The organism is Qingshengfaniella alkalisoli (assembly GCF_007855645.1).
GTDB classification, from domain to species: Bacteria; Pseudomonadota; Alphaproteobacteria; order Rhodobacterales; family Rhodobacteraceae; genus Qingshengfaniella; species Qingshengfaniella alkalisoli.
In genome coordinates this window covers 305,550-320,963 of the sequence record NZ_CP042262.1, presented here as the reverse complement: position 1 = coordinate 320,963, position 15,414 = coordinate 305,550, and the positions used below count along the sequence as shown (strand labels likewise).

General features: G+C 59.7%; 14 protein-coding genes. 6 read left to right on the top strand and 8 right to left on the bottom strand.

Annotated features, from left to right (window positions below; translation table 11 throughout):
• Positions 1–264 precede the first annotated feature (264 nt).
• Together FPZ52_RS12875 and FPZ52_RS12870 are read right to left on the bottom strand one after the other, a co-directional pair.
• Positions 265–729: a cell wall hydrolase gene (locus FPZ52_RS12875; RefSeq protein ID WP_146366128.1), complete on the bottom strand. Its 465-nt coding sequence runs from the start codon at positions 727–729 to the stop codon at positions 265–267.
• Between the two features lie 413 nt (positions 730–1,142).
• Positions 1,143–2,483: an 8-oxoguanine deaminase gene (locus FPZ52_RS12870; RefSeq protein ID WP_146366005.1), complete on the bottom strand. Its 1,341-nt coding sequence runs from the start codon at positions 2,481–2,483 to the stop codon at positions 1,143–1,145.
• Positions 2,484–2,984: 501 nt separating this feature from the next.
• Between FPZ52_RS12870 and FPZ52_RS12865 the strand changes: the two genes are divergently transcribed.
• Positions 2,985–3,347: a hypothetical protein gene (locus tag FPZ52_RS12865; RefSeq protein ID WP_146366004.1), complete on the top strand. Its 363-nt coding sequence runs from the start codon at positions 2,985–2,987 to the stop codon at positions 3,345–3,347.
• A gap of 139 nt (positions 3,348–3,486) precedes the next feature.
• Positions 3,487–4,659 (top strand): amidohydrolase, encoded by a 1,173-nt coding sequence (locus tag FPZ52_RS12860; RefSeq protein WP_146366003.1) that lies wholly within the window; start codon positions 3,487–3,489, stop codon positions 4,657–4,659.
• Positions 4,660–4,737: 78 nt separating this feature from the next.
• On the opposite strand, the gene FPZ52_RS12855 is transcribed toward FPZ52_RS12860, so the two are convergent.
• Positions 4,738–6,156: an MFS transporter gene (locus FPZ52_RS12855; protein WP_146366002.1), complete on the bottom strand. Its 1,419-nt coding sequence runs from the start codon at positions 6,154–6,156 to the stop codon at positions 4,738–4,740.
• A gap of 68 nt (positions 6,157–6,224) precedes the next feature.
• Between FPZ52_RS12855 and FPZ52_RS12850 the strand changes: the two genes are divergently transcribed.
• On the top strand, positions 6,225–6,635 hold the full coding sequence (locus FPZ52_RS12850) for a helix-turn-helix domain-containing protein (RefSeq protein WP_146366001.1): 411 nt from the start codon (positions 6,225–6,227) through the stop codon (positions 6,633–6,635).
• A 258-nt stretch (positions 6,636–6,893) separates the two neighbouring features.
• On the opposite strand, the gene FPZ52_RS12845 is transcribed toward FPZ52_RS12850, so the two are convergent.
• A complete protein-coding gene (locus FPZ52_RS12845; RefSeq protein WP_146366000.1) occupies positions 6,894–7,214 on the bottom strand; it encodes an ArsR/SmtB family transcription factor in 321 nt (106 codons plus the stop codon).
• Between the two features lie 92 nt (positions 7,215–7,306).
• Between FPZ52_RS12845 and FPZ52_RS12840 the strand changes: the two genes are divergently transcribed.
• The 3 genes from FPZ52_RS12840 to FPZ52_RS12830 are packed head-to-tail and all read left to right on the top strand — an operon-like array spanning position 7,307 to position 9,113.
• Positions 7,307–7,765 carry a YeeE/YedE family protein gene (locus FPZ52_RS12840; RefSeq protein WP_146365999.1) on the top strand — a complete coding sequence of 153 codons (459 nt, stop codon included), beginning with the start codon at positions 7,307–7,309 and terminating at the stop codon, positions 7,763–7,765.
• On the top strand, positions 7,765–8,205 hold the full coding sequence (locus FPZ52_RS12835; protein ID WP_146365998.1) for a DUF6691 family protein: 441 nt from the start codon (positions 7,765–7,767) through the stop codon (positions 8,203–8,205). The genes FPZ52_RS12840 and FPZ52_RS12835 overlap by 1 nt, the downstream gene beginning before the upstream one ends.
• Complete coding sequence (locus FPZ52_RS12830; protein ID WP_146365997.1) at positions 8,202–9,113, top strand: MBL fold metallo-hydrolase; 912 nt, start codon at positions 8,202–8,204, stop codon at positions 9,111–9,113. The genes FPZ52_RS12835 and FPZ52_RS12830 overlap by 4 nt, the downstream gene beginning before the upstream one ends.
• A 56-nt stretch (positions 9,114–9,169) precedes the next feature.
• Here FPZ52_RS12830 and arsJ read toward each other — a convergent pair whose 3' ends face one another.
• The 4 genes from arsJ to FPZ52_RS12810 all read right to left on the bottom strand — a co-directional run bounded on the left by arsJ (position 9,170) and on the right by FPZ52_RS12810 (position 15,273).
• Complete coding sequence (gene arsJ / locus FPZ52_RS12825) at positions 9,170–10,435, bottom strand: organoarsenical effux MFS transporter ArsJ (RefSeq protein WP_146365996.1); 1,266 nt, start codon at positions 10,433–10,435, stop codon at positions 9,170–9,172.
• Complete coding sequence (locus FPZ52_RS12820) at positions 10,432–11,430, bottom strand: ArsJ-associated glyceraldehyde-3-phosphate dehydrogenase (RefSeq protein WP_146365995.1); 999 nt, start codon at positions 11,428–11,430, stop codon at positions 10,432–10,434. Before FPZ52_RS12820 ends, arsJ begins: the two co-directional genes overlap by 4 nt.
• Entirely contained in the window at positions 11,427–12,272 is an 846-nt protein-coding gene (locus tag FPZ52_RS12815) for an arsenate reductase/protein-tyrosine-phosphatase family protein (RefSeq protein WP_146365994.1), read from the bottom strand. Before FPZ52_RS12815 ends, FPZ52_RS12820 begins: the two co-directional genes overlap by 4 nt.
• A gap of 1,132 nt (positions 12,273–13,404) precedes the next feature.
• Positions 13,405–15,273, bottom strand: coding sequence for a BapA prefix-like domain-containing protein (locus FPZ52_RS12810; RefSeq protein ID WP_146365993.1), 1,869 nt, complete (start codon positions 15,271–15,273; stop codon positions 13,405–13,407).
• Positions 15,274–15,414 lie beyond the last annotated feature (141 nt).

Below are 15,414 nucleotides of genomic sequence, written 5' to 3'. Positions count from 1 at the left end.
CGAGGTTCGGCCGTTTATCGGAGCTGCCTTGAATAATACCCGGTTGTAGCAAATCCGGGAGCGGTCAGGGAGATGTATGATGATCAACAAACATCGCTGGGCCTTGTTCAACAGACAAACCCGTCAGATTTAGCGCCGAACTATTTCTGAGCCGCGACTACTGTTCTATGCGCCGCGGCGCGCATCTGGCGATCTCATACCGGAGCCAGACGCAGTTTCGTGATCTCCGTCTAAGCCAGTGGCAAACGACAGGTAAATTTCATCCTATCTGAAGGTAACGCCTTCGATCGGGCGCGGCGGATTTGGCCGTGTCACAAGTTGACTGTCGCGTTTCTCATAGAACGCATTGCCTCCAGTCGTGAGCACATAGTGCATGTTGTTGTACGAAAAGCTGTGACTTGCCGCGTGAAAGAATGTTGCGTTCTGGATATAAGGATGGCGCTCGCCGCTCAGGACAGAACTTGCGGCCTCGGTGACATCAGGCATGGCTTTGGACTTCATTCTGCGCGTCATAACGCCCGGCGCAAACTGTCTCTTTTGGCTGACAACACCGCACACCGTGTCTGGGAACTGATCCGAGTCTACGCGATTCATCACCACACTCCCGACAGCAATCATGCCATCTCGACTTGAGCGGTGGGACTCGAAGAATATCGCGCGTTCCATACATTCCTGCTCGGTATGACGACGGGGCAACGAGCAACCTGCCAGTACTATAATGACCGACATAATGGTGATGGCGTACGGAACTCTTGCGGTCTGTTGTGGCACGGTGCGTCCTTCGAGAGTCAATTCCCAAACCTTTGCCACGTATGCGGCGGTCGCAAAAGCCCTGTGCTTCTGAGGTCGACGGATCGTTGTATTTCATCGCACGACAGGTTTCGGCCACCGATCCGGAAAGTCGGATGATGGAAGCCTGATTTACGCCACAACCCCCCGATGACATTCGAGGTGAACCCGTTCATGGGCGGAAAATGATGAACAGGCTTGCTATCTACGAGCAGGGCAATAGTTCTGGATCGTGTCGTAGCCCCTTAAGAATTCAAGCGTTTCGTGTCAAAGGCCGTTGTGTTGCGCGCAGGCTGAAAAGTTCCAACCTCCTGCTCGCCAGCAAGCCACTTTGTGTCACCTCTCGAGAAGCTTCACGCTTGAAGGCTATGGGCGAGCGTGTTTTGCTGTTCAATGGCCTTGGGCAAATCGATCGTGGTGATATGACCGTCGCGCACGACTTGTCGTCCCTCCACGAAGGAATGTTTGACCCGTGTTGGACCTGCCAGAAGCAAGGCCGCCGGGTCCCAGCTTCCCGCACTTTCCACGCCCGTTACGTCCCACACGGCGATATCTGCGCGCTTGCCAACGGCGAGCCGGCCGCAATCGGGGCGGCCCAACACATCAGCGCCGCCGCGCGTGGCAACTTCTAGCGCCTCGCGGGCGGACATGGCATCAGCCCCGTTGACGACACGCTGCAACAGCATGGACTGTCGCGCCTCCAGGATCAGGTTTCCCGAGTCGTTGCTGGCAGAACCGTCCACCCCAAGCCCGACATTGACGCCTGCATCCCGCATCTGGCGCACGGGCGCGATCCCGCTTCCCAGACGACAGTTGGAACAGGGACAATGCGCGATCCCTGTGCGGCTTCTGGCAAAAAGATCAATCTCCTGCCCGTTGAGCTTCACACAATGCGCGTGCCAGACATCTGGTCCGGTCCAACCCAGATCTTCGGCATACTGTCCGGGTCGACATCCGAAATTTGCCTCCGAATAGGCGATGTCTTCGTCATTTTCGGCGAGATGGGTATGCAGCATTACGCCCTTGTCCCGCGCCAGAAGCGCGGAATCACGCATCAGGTTGCGGCTAACTGAGAAGGGCGAGCAAGGCGCAAGACCAACGCGGATCATCGCACCTTCTGTGGCATCGTGGAACGCATCGACGACACGGATGGAGTCTTCAAGGATCATCGCCTCGCGTTCCACCAAGCTGTCCGGTGGCAAGCCCCCGTCGCTTTCGCCGATGCTCATCGCACCACGCGTGGGATGGAAGCGGAGACCGATTTCTCTGGCTGCCGCAATACTGTCATCCAGACGTGCGCCGTTGGGATACAGGTAGAGATGATCGGAACTCAGCGTACAGCCCGACAGCGCCAGTTCCGCGAGCCCGATCTGGGTCGAGTTGAATATCTCCTCCGGTCCAAATCGTGCCCATATCGGGTAGAGGGTCTGAAGCCAGCCGAACAACAGCGCATCCTGCCCACCCGGCACGGCTTTGGTCAGCGATTGAAACAGGTGGTGATGTGTATTCACCAGTCCGGGAGTCACGACACAGCCTCGCGCGTCATGCACCTCGATCTCGTCCTGAGCTTTCAGGTCGACACCAATCTCCACTATCACCCCGTCACGAACCCGCATATCAGCATTGCTGAGTTCGCTACGCTCATCATCCATCGTCAGGATGCTATCGGCGTTCTTCAGAAGAAAACCGGCCATAAATCACATTCCTCAGCAAGCCGTCTCATGGGAATGTGTCACGCCGGTGGAAAACGGGCAAGAACCGGCGAATGCGTTCGTATTGGACCCCGCGCCCAGGCGTCAACAGCAAAGTCGACCAATCGATGGAAACGTCGGTCCGCGCGATACGCCATGTGACCAACTTTGTCAGGTGGCGCCCACCCGCGACAATTCCCGGGCCAACGCAGCCATTTGGCGGGTTGAGGCCGATGTTGGGCCGTTATGCGAAACCCAATGGGACGTCGCAAGGCGGCGCGGCCGTGGACTATTATGGCCGGGTGCCGTGCGATCCGAGTCGCCGGAGACGACGACCAGCGCACCGCCTGACATCATAGGGTTTGCAGCGCTGGTTTCCGACGTGCGACGGCCCAGAATGCGTTTCATGGGCAGTCCGGGACCGGGTTGCTGCCATGAGCACAAAGGCCGCATACATCGAGCCCGGTTCGCCCAGAGAAAACGGATGTCGCGAAGTTTCAACGGGTGGACAAGGTCCGGACATTCTACAGCCTGCGTGCGTCTCAAATCCTGATCGAGCAATGGAAGAAGCACGGGCTGAACATTGACCCTACAGAGCCTCCCTATGACCTGAGGTCTGCCCTCCGCACGATCCGGCAGGCGGATCTGCACCTCGGGGCCGATTACACACCCTATGAAGGTATGGAGGTCAAGGGTTGGCCGGTGAGCACGTACCTGCGCGGCGTATTGCTTTGTCGTGACGGGTCCTTGGCCGAAGACGCACCCAGGGGCGCCTATCTGTCGTGCGGAACATGTTACCTTGACCGAGAATGTTTTGTTCGGCTACGGGATTTCCTGCGGGTGATCGAAGGTCGGCGAACAAAATAGGCTTTCGCAGCACTTGCGCTGATGTCGGATCATTATGACGCGATGGTTGCAATTTGTTGTGAAGGGTTGGGCTATTGTTGCCCGCGATGTTTCGGTAATCGTGCAATTGGCGGGGCGGAATTCGGAAGCAGAGTAAAGAATGCTGACAAATAGTGACTTGATCGAGCTGACAGCATTTCGCCGAGCTCTTCACCGTCGCCCGGAGGTGTCTGGTGAAGAAACCGGAACCGCAAAAATGATCGTCACTGCGCTGAAACCGATGTCTCCCACGCGTATACTGACCGGATTGGGTGGTCACGGTGTGGCTGCCATATTTGACAGCGGCAAGGACGGCCCGACTGTTCTCTTTCGTGCTGAACTTGACGCACTCCCGATCGAAGAACGTAACGATGTCATCGGATGGTCGTCCGAGATCGCGGGAACAAGCCACGTCTGCGGCCATGATGGCCATATGACAATGTTGCTTGCCTTGGGGCGTATGCTTTCGCGCCAGACGGTCGGACGCGGTCGTGCCGTTCTGATGTTCCAACCCGCAGAAGAAGACGGAAGCGGCGCGAGAGCGGTCGTCACCGATCCGGCCTATCACGAAATCAAGGCAGATTGGGCCTTCGCGATCCACAACAAACCCGGGAGTCCGCTTGGTTTCGTCTCGACCCGTGTTGGGCTGATGAATTGTGCTTCACTGGGGTTGAAGATCAAGCTCAGCGGCAAGACAGCTCATGCTGCCGATCCGCAGGATGGTGTTTCACCGGCGCTGGCGGTTGCCAAGTTGATCCCTGCTCTGGGCGCTCTCGGCCAAGGGGAAGGTGGCCCAAGAAACGATGACTTTCGCCTGGTGACCATAACCCACGCTAATTTGGGGGAACCGACTTTCGGCATCGCCCCCGGCGAAGCAGAACTTTTCGCCACCCTGCGCACAGCAGGTGATGAAAGTATGGAAAGCCTCGAAATGTCGGCACGAGGCCTTGCCTCTTCCGTGGCAGGAGAATTTGGGCTGGGGGTGGCATTCGAAATCCACGATCGCTTTGCAGCTTCTGTGAATGATCCGGAGGCCTACGGGGTTGCAACAAGGGCGCTGGACGCGATTGGTGTGCCGCACGGTCAGGAAAACCTTCCCATGCGCGCGTCAGAAGATTTCGGCGTGTTTGGATGGGGCGCGAAAGCCGCCATGCTTTGTCTGGGATCGGGCGAAGATCATGCTTCCCTGCACAATCCGGATTACGACTTTCCCGATGACCTGATCCCTATCGGCGGAGCCATTTTTGAACGCATCGCGCGGGACTTGTTGGGAGCCGTAGGCGCGGATCAGTAAACATATCTGCGCAACTACTGCCATCCGTTGCGGTGCAAGTTATATGTAAAGCGCCATGGTGGATCGATCTCGGCTTCGTTATTCGGCTGGATCAGGTGCTTCGCGAAAGCGTCCTGCATGGCTGTAGACCGCCAATCCCACTGCAACCAGCGCCAGACCCGCCGCGGTCGCGAAGGTCATGGAAAACGCATGAGCAACATCCGCAGGGCGTGCCTGCGCGGCATCTGCCTTGCCTAGAATAGCCACGAACAAGCTGGGCATGACGGAGGCCCCTGTCATTAAGCCAAGGTTGCGCGAGAGGCCGAGCAAACCAGCAAGCCGACCACGCTGTTCCTTCGAAGCATCGGCCAGAACGGCGGTATTGATGGCCGCGAGGAACAATTGAAAGGCCGGCGTCAGCAAGATCAACGCGATTACATACCCGCCAACGCCTAAGTATAGTGGCAAGTAGGCCAGACATAGCAATCCAAACATGGTTTGCGTCAGACCGACGACCATCACGCGCCTCGCGCCAAAGCGATCCGTCAGGCGACCTGCGGGAATGCCAAAGAACGCCCCAACCAACGGCCCAACCGCCAGAACCACTCCGATGCGCGCCTCATTCAGCCCCAATGAAAAGGCCAGGAAGAATGGGCCGACAACCAGTGTCGACATCATGACGGTGCCGACCAGCAGGTTCATGATGAACGCGATGCCTGTCGTACGGTGACTCAGCAACGTAATCGGTACGAGTGGCGTCGCTACACGGGCCTCGACAAACACGAAAAGGGTGATTGCGACCAAGGCGCTGAAGATCAACCCGGCCTGCGGTACCGGAACTGCGGTGCCCCCACCGTTGGTTGCGAGGGCATAGGCCGCGATCGCGACCACCAGCAGGCAGGTCCCCGGGCAATCCAGATCCCTGAAGGATGCCCTGCCCTGCACCGAAACCCGGGGGATCGACGTAATCGACAAGATCAGCGTTACAGTCGCAAGACCCGTGAGGAGCCAGAAAGCCACCCGCCAATCGCCCCATGTCAACAGCATCCCGCCGAGGGAGGGCCCAAGCGCGGTTCCGGCGGCGGAGGTCGTGCCGAGCAGTCCCATTGCCGTGCCCATCCGCTCTTCGGGGACAAGGTCACGCGCAAGCGACATAGGCAGTGCGATCAGGATTGCCCCGGCAAGCCCCTGCAAAGACCGTCCGGTGACCAGCAGACCAAGGCCCGGCGCCACCGCGCTCAGGGCCGAGGCAGCAGCGAAGACGAAAAGGCCAAGGTTCAGTACCCGGCGATGACCGAAAAGGTCGCCCAACCGTCCCGCCGAGACGATGGCGACGGTAGTCGACATGAGATAGGCCAGCATGACCCATTGCACGTCTGAAACCGTCGCCGAGAAGCTGCGGGTCAGAGTCGGAAGCAGGACTGAGGCGACACTGATCCCCAAGGAAGCGGTCAGTGTTGCGGCGGCAAGGGTAATCAGGATGGGAAGGGGTGTGCGGGCTCTTGGCGTGTTGATCATGTCTGTTCTCTTGCCTTGATTGCCAGTGAGCGCCTATCTTGCCAATTCAAGTCAACTTGAGGTCAACCATGAAACTTATCGATATAGGGGAATTGTCGCGGCGAAGTGGCGTTCCTCCTTCGACGCTGCGCTATTACGAGGAAATCGGGCTGATACAGTCAGTCGCGCGGAACGGCCTCAGGCGGCAGTTCGACCCGCCGGTGGTGACGCAGCTTGCCCTGATCTTGCTGGGCAAGATGGCTGGGTTTTCGCTGGAAGATATCAAGACGATGTTCGCAAAGGACGGAACCCCGCAGTTGCCGCGCGGCGAACTGCACCTGCGCGCCGATGCGCTTGACGAACAGATCCGTGATCTCACGCGATTGCGCGATGCGCTTCGACATGTGGCCGATTGCCCAGCGGAGACGCATATGGACTGTCCAAAGTTCAAGCGGCTCATGCAGTTTGCATCCCGTTCGGCTCGAGTCGGCAAACGATGAATGCAAGGACGACATTGCCGTGGATGAGGCACGTCATATTGATCGCTCGCTGCGATCTCGTGAATTGGGACAAGGGGCTTCGAACTGGCCTGCCGCGGTGCAGCTGCGCAATATCGGCGCTGCACTTGCCGCGCCGTATTTACCACTTGGGCTAAGACGGCCGCGCGAAGATTGTTTTGAAGATTGCTCTGCGCTGTAAAATACACGCTTTCACCCGAAGCTGATCTGTACCTTTTCTGGTGTTGAATATTCCGTTTGTCACGTTTCCCGGCAGAAGGCGTCATAGAGCGCTGCCATGAGCACCTCAAGTTCCGGGTCGGCGATGCTGTAGTAGATCATTTGTGCCTCACGCCGAGTTGCCAGCATGCCTGCCTCGCGGAGCCGTGCGAGATGTTGGCTAAGCGCGGACTGGCTCAAGCCTATTTGACTTTGGAGCGCACTGACAGACATCTCGCCGTTGACCAGTTCACACAGAATCAACAGCCGTTTCGGGTTTGCGACCAGCGACAAGCGCTCGGCCACATACTCGGCCCGCTCCTCGAGTGCGGCGACGCGCAAATCCGAAATATTCTTCTTCATTATATTAGTATTGCCTTATTTAGCTATGCATCATATATAACCCGCGAGCTGGGTGAAGACAAGACGCCCGCCCCAATCTCAGGAGTCCAGATATGGGTCCAACTATCGTCACAGAATTCACACCCTGGGCGTCGCTGACAGGCGGAGCGCTGATCGGGCTTAGTGCAGTCATGGTGATGGCGCTTTTTGGCAAGATCGCCGGGATCGCTGGCATCACCAACGGCGCCCTTGGCGCGGTGGTGCCCATGGGCCGCGCACCGAGCGACCGCAACTGGCGCATTGCCTTCTTGGCAGGGCTAGTCGCCGCGCCACTGGTCTACGCGCTGATCGGAGGCACGGTCCAGCAAACCGTCTCGGACAACCTGGTGGGCATGGCCCTGGCAGGTTTTCTCGTCGGCCTCGGCACCGGGATTGGTTCCGGATGTACCTCCGGGCACGGTGTCTGCGGGTTGGCGCGTCTGTCGTCCCGTTCGTTGGCTGCGGTCCTGACCTTCATGGCCAGCGGCATAGCCACGGTTTTCGTCCTTCGTCATGTCTTGGGAGGCTTCTGATGCGCAATTTTCTTGGATTTGTCAGTGGCCTCATCTTCGGCCTGGGGCTCGTGATCTCGGGGATGTCGAACCCTGCCAAGGTGCTGAACTTTCTTGACCTTGCCGGAGCTTGGGATCCGAGCCTCGCCTTCGTCATGGGGGGTGCAATGTTGGTTACCTATCTCGGTTACCGTCTGGCCTGGCAGCGTGGTAGGCCACTCCTTTCAGCTCGGTTTGATTTACCCTGCGACAGGTCAGTCGACCGTCCGCTGATCGTTGGCGCTGCCCTGTTCGGAATCGGCTGGGGGATCGGCGGCTTCTGCCCCGGTCCCGCCTGGACGGCGCTGCCGCTGTTGTCATCGGGGATTCTCGTTTTCCTGCCAATGATGTTGGTCGGCCTCTGGCTGGGCTCGTATGGCAAGAATCTGAGCATCCTGGCATCGAAAGGAATTGTCCGATGAGCAAGCTGAATGAACGCGTTGTCCGCCACTCGCCCTCGCGCGGTGCAGGCAGTCCCGATGTCTGGGGGGTTTACGAACCCGATACGGGATCGATTCAATATATATGCGCCGATCCGGAAACGAAGAAGGCAGCCCTGATCGACATCGTCTGGAACTTCGATCCGAAGCACTATCGCTTCTCAACCGAAAGCATGGATCAGGTCCTGGACCTCGTGCGCGAAAACGGCCTGACGGTGGAATGGGTACTCGACACACATCCGCATGCGGACCATGTCATGGCGTCGGCACATCTGAAGGAACGCACTGGCGCGCCGAATGCCATCGGTGAAAAGGTGCGCGACATCGCCAGAATCTGGGCCGGTATCTATAACCTGCCAGATGCCTTCGATCCCGACGCCGATTTTGATCGGCTGTTCGCTGAAGGTGAGACCTTCGCAGTGGGCAATTTGGAGATGCGGGTGATGCTTTCACCGGGCCACACGCTGGGCTCGATCAGCTATGTCTGCGGCGACGCGGCCTTCACCCATGATACGCTGATGCAGCCCGATGTTGGCACCTCGCGCTCGGATTTTCCGGGCGGCGATACGGCGGAACTGTGGGACTCGATACAGGCAATCCTTGCCCTTCCCGGCGACACTCGGCTGTTCGTCGGCCATGATTACGGCACCTCGGACCGCTCCGAACCAGCTTGGGAAGCAACGGTTGATCAGCACCTCGCCGAAAATACCCACGTCAAGTCGGGTTCTGACCGCGATGTCTGGATCAAGCGCCGCCAAGACCGGGACGCTACACTGGCATTGCCCGACCGCATCCTAGCCGCGCTCCAGATCAATCTGCGTGGCGGGCGTCTTCCTGCCGCGGAGGTCGACGGGCGTCACTATCTTAAACTACCGGTTGACCGATTCTGACCGAAGGGCTCGCAGCGGCAAACTGGTGCATCGCGCAGGCGACCAAGACGCAGATTCTAGGGCAGGGCTGGATTAATATCGTCGCGCAACCGTCCTGCAGCCATCGCGCTGAACGCGACCATTGCGGTCGCGGTGGCAAGCATCAGAGGCAGCCCGCCCACTTGGTAGGTCAGGCCTGACAGAATTGTTCCTGCCAGCCGCCCGCCGGCATTGGCCATGTAGTAGAAGCCCACGTCCATCGTCACGCGCTCGGACTTGGTGAAGGCGAGGATCAGGTAGGAATGCAGCGACGAGTTCACCGCGAAAACCGCGCCGAACGCCAGTAGCCCGACGATCAGCACCGCCGTCAGCCAGGCCGTGGGTTGTGCGGACACCAGCGCCGTCAGCGTCAGGACCGCCGGAACGGTGAACAGAAGCCAGGCCCATCGCCTTGCCTCGCCGATCAGGTCCGCCTCGGACCGCGTCGAGGCCCGCAGCAGCCGCGGCGCGCCGGCCTGGACCGCGCCGTAGAGGATGGTCCAGACCGCCATGAACGTCCCGATCATGAAGAAGGCGGCGCGGTTGCCCGCCTCGGTCCCGTCCGACAGCACCGCATAGAAATAGATCGGGATGCCGACCACGAACCACACGTCGCGCGCCGCGAACAGGAACACGCGTGCCGCCGACAGCCAGTTGACCTTCGCGGATTTCGAGAAGACTTCGGAGAACTTCGTACCCTTGCGGCCCTTGGGCAAGCCGGAGGGCATCGCCACCAGCACCGCCAGAAGGATCGCCGCCAAGGCCGCCGCCATCGCCAGGACCGCCCAGCTAAAGCCCAGCGTCGCCAGCAGCGCCGCGCCCAGCAGGAAGCCCAGTCCCTTGACCGCGTTCTTCGATCCGGTCAGCACCGCCACCCAGCGAAACAACCCTCCGCTTTCCGTGGGCGCCAGGATCTTGACCGCCGATTTCGACGACATCTTGGCCAGGTCCTTGGCGATGCCGGATGCGCCCTGCACCAGCATGACGAATGCCACCGACACCCCCAGCGTCCAGGCCGGATCGAGCTGCGACAGCGCGATCAGCGCCGCGACCTGGATCGCAAGCCCCGCATACAGTGTCGAGGTCAGCCCGAACCGCGCCGCGATCCACCCCGCCGAAAGGTTCGTCACCATCCCCGCGATCTCGTAGAGCACGAACAGGTAGGCCAGCTGCACCGGGGAAAATCCCAGCCTGTGGAAATGCAGAAGCACCAGCATCCGCAGCGCACCGTCGGTCAGCATGAAGGCCCAGTAGGCCGCGGTCACCGCGATATAAGCGGACAGGCCTCGGGCGCGGCCGGTCACAGGGACTGCCCCACCATCAGGGCCACGTCCACCAGCCGATGAGCATAGCCCATCTCGTTGTCGTACCAGGCGTAGATCTTCACCTGCGTGCCGTTGACGACCATGGTCGAGGGCGCATCGACGATGCTGGACCGCGTGTCGTTGGTGTAATCGGCTGACACCAACGGGCGTTCCTCGTAGCCGAGGATGTCCTTCAGCGGGCCCTCCGCGGCAGCCTTGAACAGGGCGTTGACCTCTTCGACGGTGGTTTCGCGTTCGACCTCGAACACGCAATCGGTGATCGAGGCATTGAGCAGCGGCACCCGCACCGCGTGACCGTTCAGCCGGCCTGTCAGCTCGGGATAGATCAGCGTGATCGCCGTGGCGCTGCCGGTCGTGGTCGGAATCAGCGAGTTCAGCGCCGACCGCGCGCGCCGCAGATCCTTGGCTGGCCGGTCGACGATGGTCTGGGTGTTGGTGACGTCATGGATCGTGGTGATGGACCCGTGCCGGATCCCGATCGCCTCGTGGATGACCTTCACCACCGGGGCCAGGCAATTCGTCGTGCAGGACGCCGCCGTGACGATCCGGTGCGCGGCGGGATCATAGGCATCGTTGTTGACCCCATGGACGATATTGGCCGTCGGCCCGTCCTTCACGGGTGCCGAGACCACGACCTTTTTCACCCCCGCGTCGAAATAGGGGGCCAGCTTCGCCTCGCTCTTGAAGGCACCGGTGCAGTCGATGACAACGTCGACGCCGTCAAGCGGCAGGGCGGTCAGGTCCGTCGCCCCGATGAAGGGCAGCCGGGTGCCATCGATGGTCACGCTGTCCGCATCATGGGCGAAGGCCGCATGCCAACGGCCATGCACGGTGTCGAATTGCAGCAGATGCGCGTGCATCTCGGGATCGCCCACCGCGTCGTTGATCCAGGCGATCTCGGCTCCGCTTTCCAAAAGCGGCCGTAGCGCCAGCTTGCCCATCCGGCCAAGCCCGTTCAGCGCGTAGACGGTCATGCGGGGGCGTCCGATTCCTGTTGCGCGATGTCGTCCACGGCCTTCTGCAGCGAGATCCGGTCGAGCGTGTCCAGCGGCAAGGCCGTAAAGGCAAGGATGCGGTTGCGCAGCGCGCCATAGGCCTGCTGGAAAGCCAAGCTCTTTTCCGCGTCCGTGCCACCCGCTTTTACCGGATCGGGCATGCCCCAATGGCCGCTGACCGGCTGACCAGCCCAGCTTGGGCATTCTTCATTTGCCGCGCGGTTACACACGGTGAATACAAAATCCAGCCCTGGTGCGCGCGCTCCCTGGAACTCGGAGATGTTCTTGGCGCGCAGGGCGGAGACATCATGCCCTTTTTGCTCCAGAACCTCCAACGCAAAGGGGTTCAGTTCCGAATAAGGTTTGGTTCCGGCAGAGTATACCTTGAACCGGTCTCCGGCTTCCTGACGCAGAATCGACTCGGCGAAGATGGAACGGGCGGAATTGCCGGTGCAGATAAACAGCACATTGTACTTACGGTCGGGCATTGGAGAAGATCCTTCCGTCAAAGGTCGAAGCAAGCTTGAACACAAGCTGGGTCGGCTGCGACAGCAATCTGCGAAGAGCAGCCGGAGCATTGTTTCGCTGGCGTTGAGTGACGCTCGATACCGAAGTGACGTCCCTTCCCGGTGCTGTTCGATCAGATCTGCCCGCCGTAGAGCGGCGAGATAAACGGAAAGCGTCGAGGCCTTGAACCCGAGCGCGTCCGCCAGTTCTCCCGCAGGTACCGCATCCGGGTATCGCCGCATCAGCAAACGAAACACCGCCAGTCTGTGAGAATGCCCGAGGGTCGAAAGCTGCGAAGCAAGTGTGTCGTCCATAAGTCCGGGAAAGTCCTGAAGAGTCATTGGTGTAAGGCTGTCTGTCTACCATTTATGTTCCTGCGGCTGGGACAAGCAGCCTGGCTGCCGATGTGGTGGTGTTTAGGTGGGGGCATGTGCGCTCCTGAAACAAAATCCTATTCCGGGCGCCGCGGGAACCCGCCTCATCCATACTTACCTTATATGACAATTTCATGATATAATAAAATAAGGCGGGCTCTACTGGAAATTCGTGTCCCTTCCGATCCGTCAGGGATGTTTCGGCAGTACCGTTCCAGAACGATGATAGGGCACTGAGCAGAATCCGTTACATCCCATCGCCCGAGTCAGCCTGGTTATAGAGGCTGAGACGGATCAAGTTTGCGGGACTTTGAAGATTGCGGCCAGCTGCCCTTAATGTGCCTGTTGCTCAGGATTTACGTCCTTCGATGCTACACAGGCAGTCCTCGCAGGAACCGAGGCGCTTCAAACGATCCGTAAGCGTCAGATCGTCAACAACGGCGAGTGCTCCGTCCGAATCCTGGCTCACCTCGCAGCAGAACTGCACCCGCAGGATAGCTTGTAGTTACTACGTAACGAATTCCGCGACAGAGCCAGTTGCGCTTGGCTGCCGAACTCGTCGTGCGGCGCCTTAATGCGCTCATTGGGTCTTGTCAGGTTTCTGATGCCGCAGCGACCAGGTAGTTGACTGTCATGCTGAACACTGAAGATTGTCACAGAGCATAGGCTTTCGATTGCTTGACCACGCGGTTCGCTATGGTGTTCGCGCCTGCCATTCACCTGCCTCGGTTTACGTGAAGCCGAAAATCTATTGACCGAACGTGGCGTCATTGTTTCTCGCGAGACGAGCCGTGACGGGTGAACGCGGTTCGCGTACCAACTTGACTCCAAGATCCACACTCACCGTTTGCGGCCGGCAGAAAAATAGCTCTGATCGCATCCTCATACAGAACAAAAGACAAAGTCAGGGGCTTTGGCTGTCCGTTGATGTCGAAGGGGCCCGCTGTTAAGTTCTGGCCTACGCCCTGCAAGGGGCGCGCCGTCGCTGACCCGCGCCTTGCGGCAAAGCCAGAAAATGATGCCCCGCCGGGGATGGGCGGGGCATCGGGTGTGAGCAGTGCAAGTCCTTGAACTAGACTTCTTCACCACCGCCCAGGCCGGAGAGCAAGTCGCTGTCGTCAGTGATCTCGCCAAGTATAGCCGTGCCGCCACCGAGAAGACCTCCGACGGCGCCGTCGCTGTCAGTCAAGCCTGCGAGCAAACCATCTTCACCGCCGAGCGCGCCACTGAGCAGGCCGTCTTCCCCGGTCAGTCCCGAAAGAAGCCCTTCATCGCCACCGATCAGTCCACCAAGCAGACCTTCATCGCCGGTTAGCGTGGACAGGATATCGGTGTCGGGGTCCAACAGGCCGTCCAGTATGCCGCCATCTTCCGCCTCGGCCGAGCCTTCGCCCAGAAGACCTTTGCCGGTCAGGTTGCCGACAAGACCCTCATCCCCGGTCACATCGGCCAGAAGGCCGTCATTCCCCACGACGTCCCCGAGCAGGCCGTCTGATCCGGTAAGGTCGCCTAGCGCGCCGTTGTTACCAGTGAGATCACCAAGCAAGCCTCCATCGGCAATTGCCGGGTCCAACAAGCCACCATCGCCTTCTGTCACGCTACCGAGCAATCCCCCCAGCAGCCCGTCATCGCCAGTCAGTCCCGCCAGCAGACCATCCTCGCCGCCAACGAGGCCGCCGAGTGGGCCATCTTCACCAGTCAGTCCCGCCAGCAGACCATCCTCGCCGCCAACGAGGCCACCAAGTGGACCGTCATCCCCGAGAACTCCGCCCAATAGCCCTTCGTCGCCTAGTAGCGAGTCCAGCGGTCCCTCTTCGTCGTCCGATGTGCCATTGCCCATCAGGCCGGTACCTGTCAGTTCACCAACCAAACCTTCGGCTCCGGTCACGTCTGAAAGCAATCCTTCGTTGCCGACGAGATCCCCGAGAAGGCCTTCGGATCCTGTGACGTCACCCAACGCACCATCGTTACCAGTGAGATCTCCGAGCAGACCTCCATCCGCGATTACTGCGTCGGTCAGGCCGACTTCAGGGGTGATCTGGCCGTCGCCGAGCAACTGCTGCCCCAAGAGCTGTTCGGACAATTCGCCAATCGGCGTGCCTTCCCCTGCAAGCTCGCCGAGCAGACCGTCGGAGCCTGTGATATCGCCAAGCACCCCTTCGTTGCCGGTCACCGCACCCAGCACACCGTCATCCGCGACGATCGGGTCAAGGATGCCGACTTCAGACGCGGGATCTGTCCCGTCGGTTGGGTCCGTTCCGTCCGTGGGATCTGTCCCGTCTGTTGGATCTGTCCCATCGGTTGGGTCCGTTCCGTCCGTGGGATCGGTTCCGTCTGTTGGATCTGTCCCGTCGGTTGGGTCCGTTCCGTCCGTGGGATCGGTTCCGTCTGTTGGATCTGTCCCGTCGGTTGGGTCCGTTCCGTCCGTGGGATCGGTTCCGTCTGTTGGATCTGTCCCGTCGGTTGGGTTCGTTCCGTCCGTGGGATCGGTTCCGTCTGTTGGATCTGTCCCGTCGGTTGGGTTCGTTCCATCCGTGGGATCGGTTCCGTCGGTCGAGTCAGTCCCGTCTGTCGGCGTCTGCTCATCGTCATCGTCATCGTCGTCGGAGCCACCGCCGCTGGACGCCAGCAGGCCCAATGCGCCCAAGCCAGCCGCACCCGCGACAAGAGCTTCTTCATTCAAGCCCGCGCCGAGCCCTGCTTCACCTTCTTTGACATTGATAACACCTTCGACGCCCGTGAAGGTGCCATCTTCGAACATCAGACGATGCGCGGCGCCGCCTTCAGCGAGCGTGTAGAAATCATTGACGAGAATCTTGTCGCCATTGGCGAGCTCGACGACGAGGCTGTCCCCGGATTTTACGTAGCGGGCAATATCGTCGGGGCCGGCATTGATCGTAATCTCCGTTGCAGCACCGGCCTGGATAGCTTGAGTGGCCATGAAATTTTCCCCGTTTTTCAGCCCGAAGGCCAGTTATATGCTAAGGTACTTGTGTATGTCTTTAGTATGTATCCTACATACATACTTTTGGCGGGTCAATCTTGAAGTTCGAGATTCTGCAACTTCGTGCCCGCAACGTTA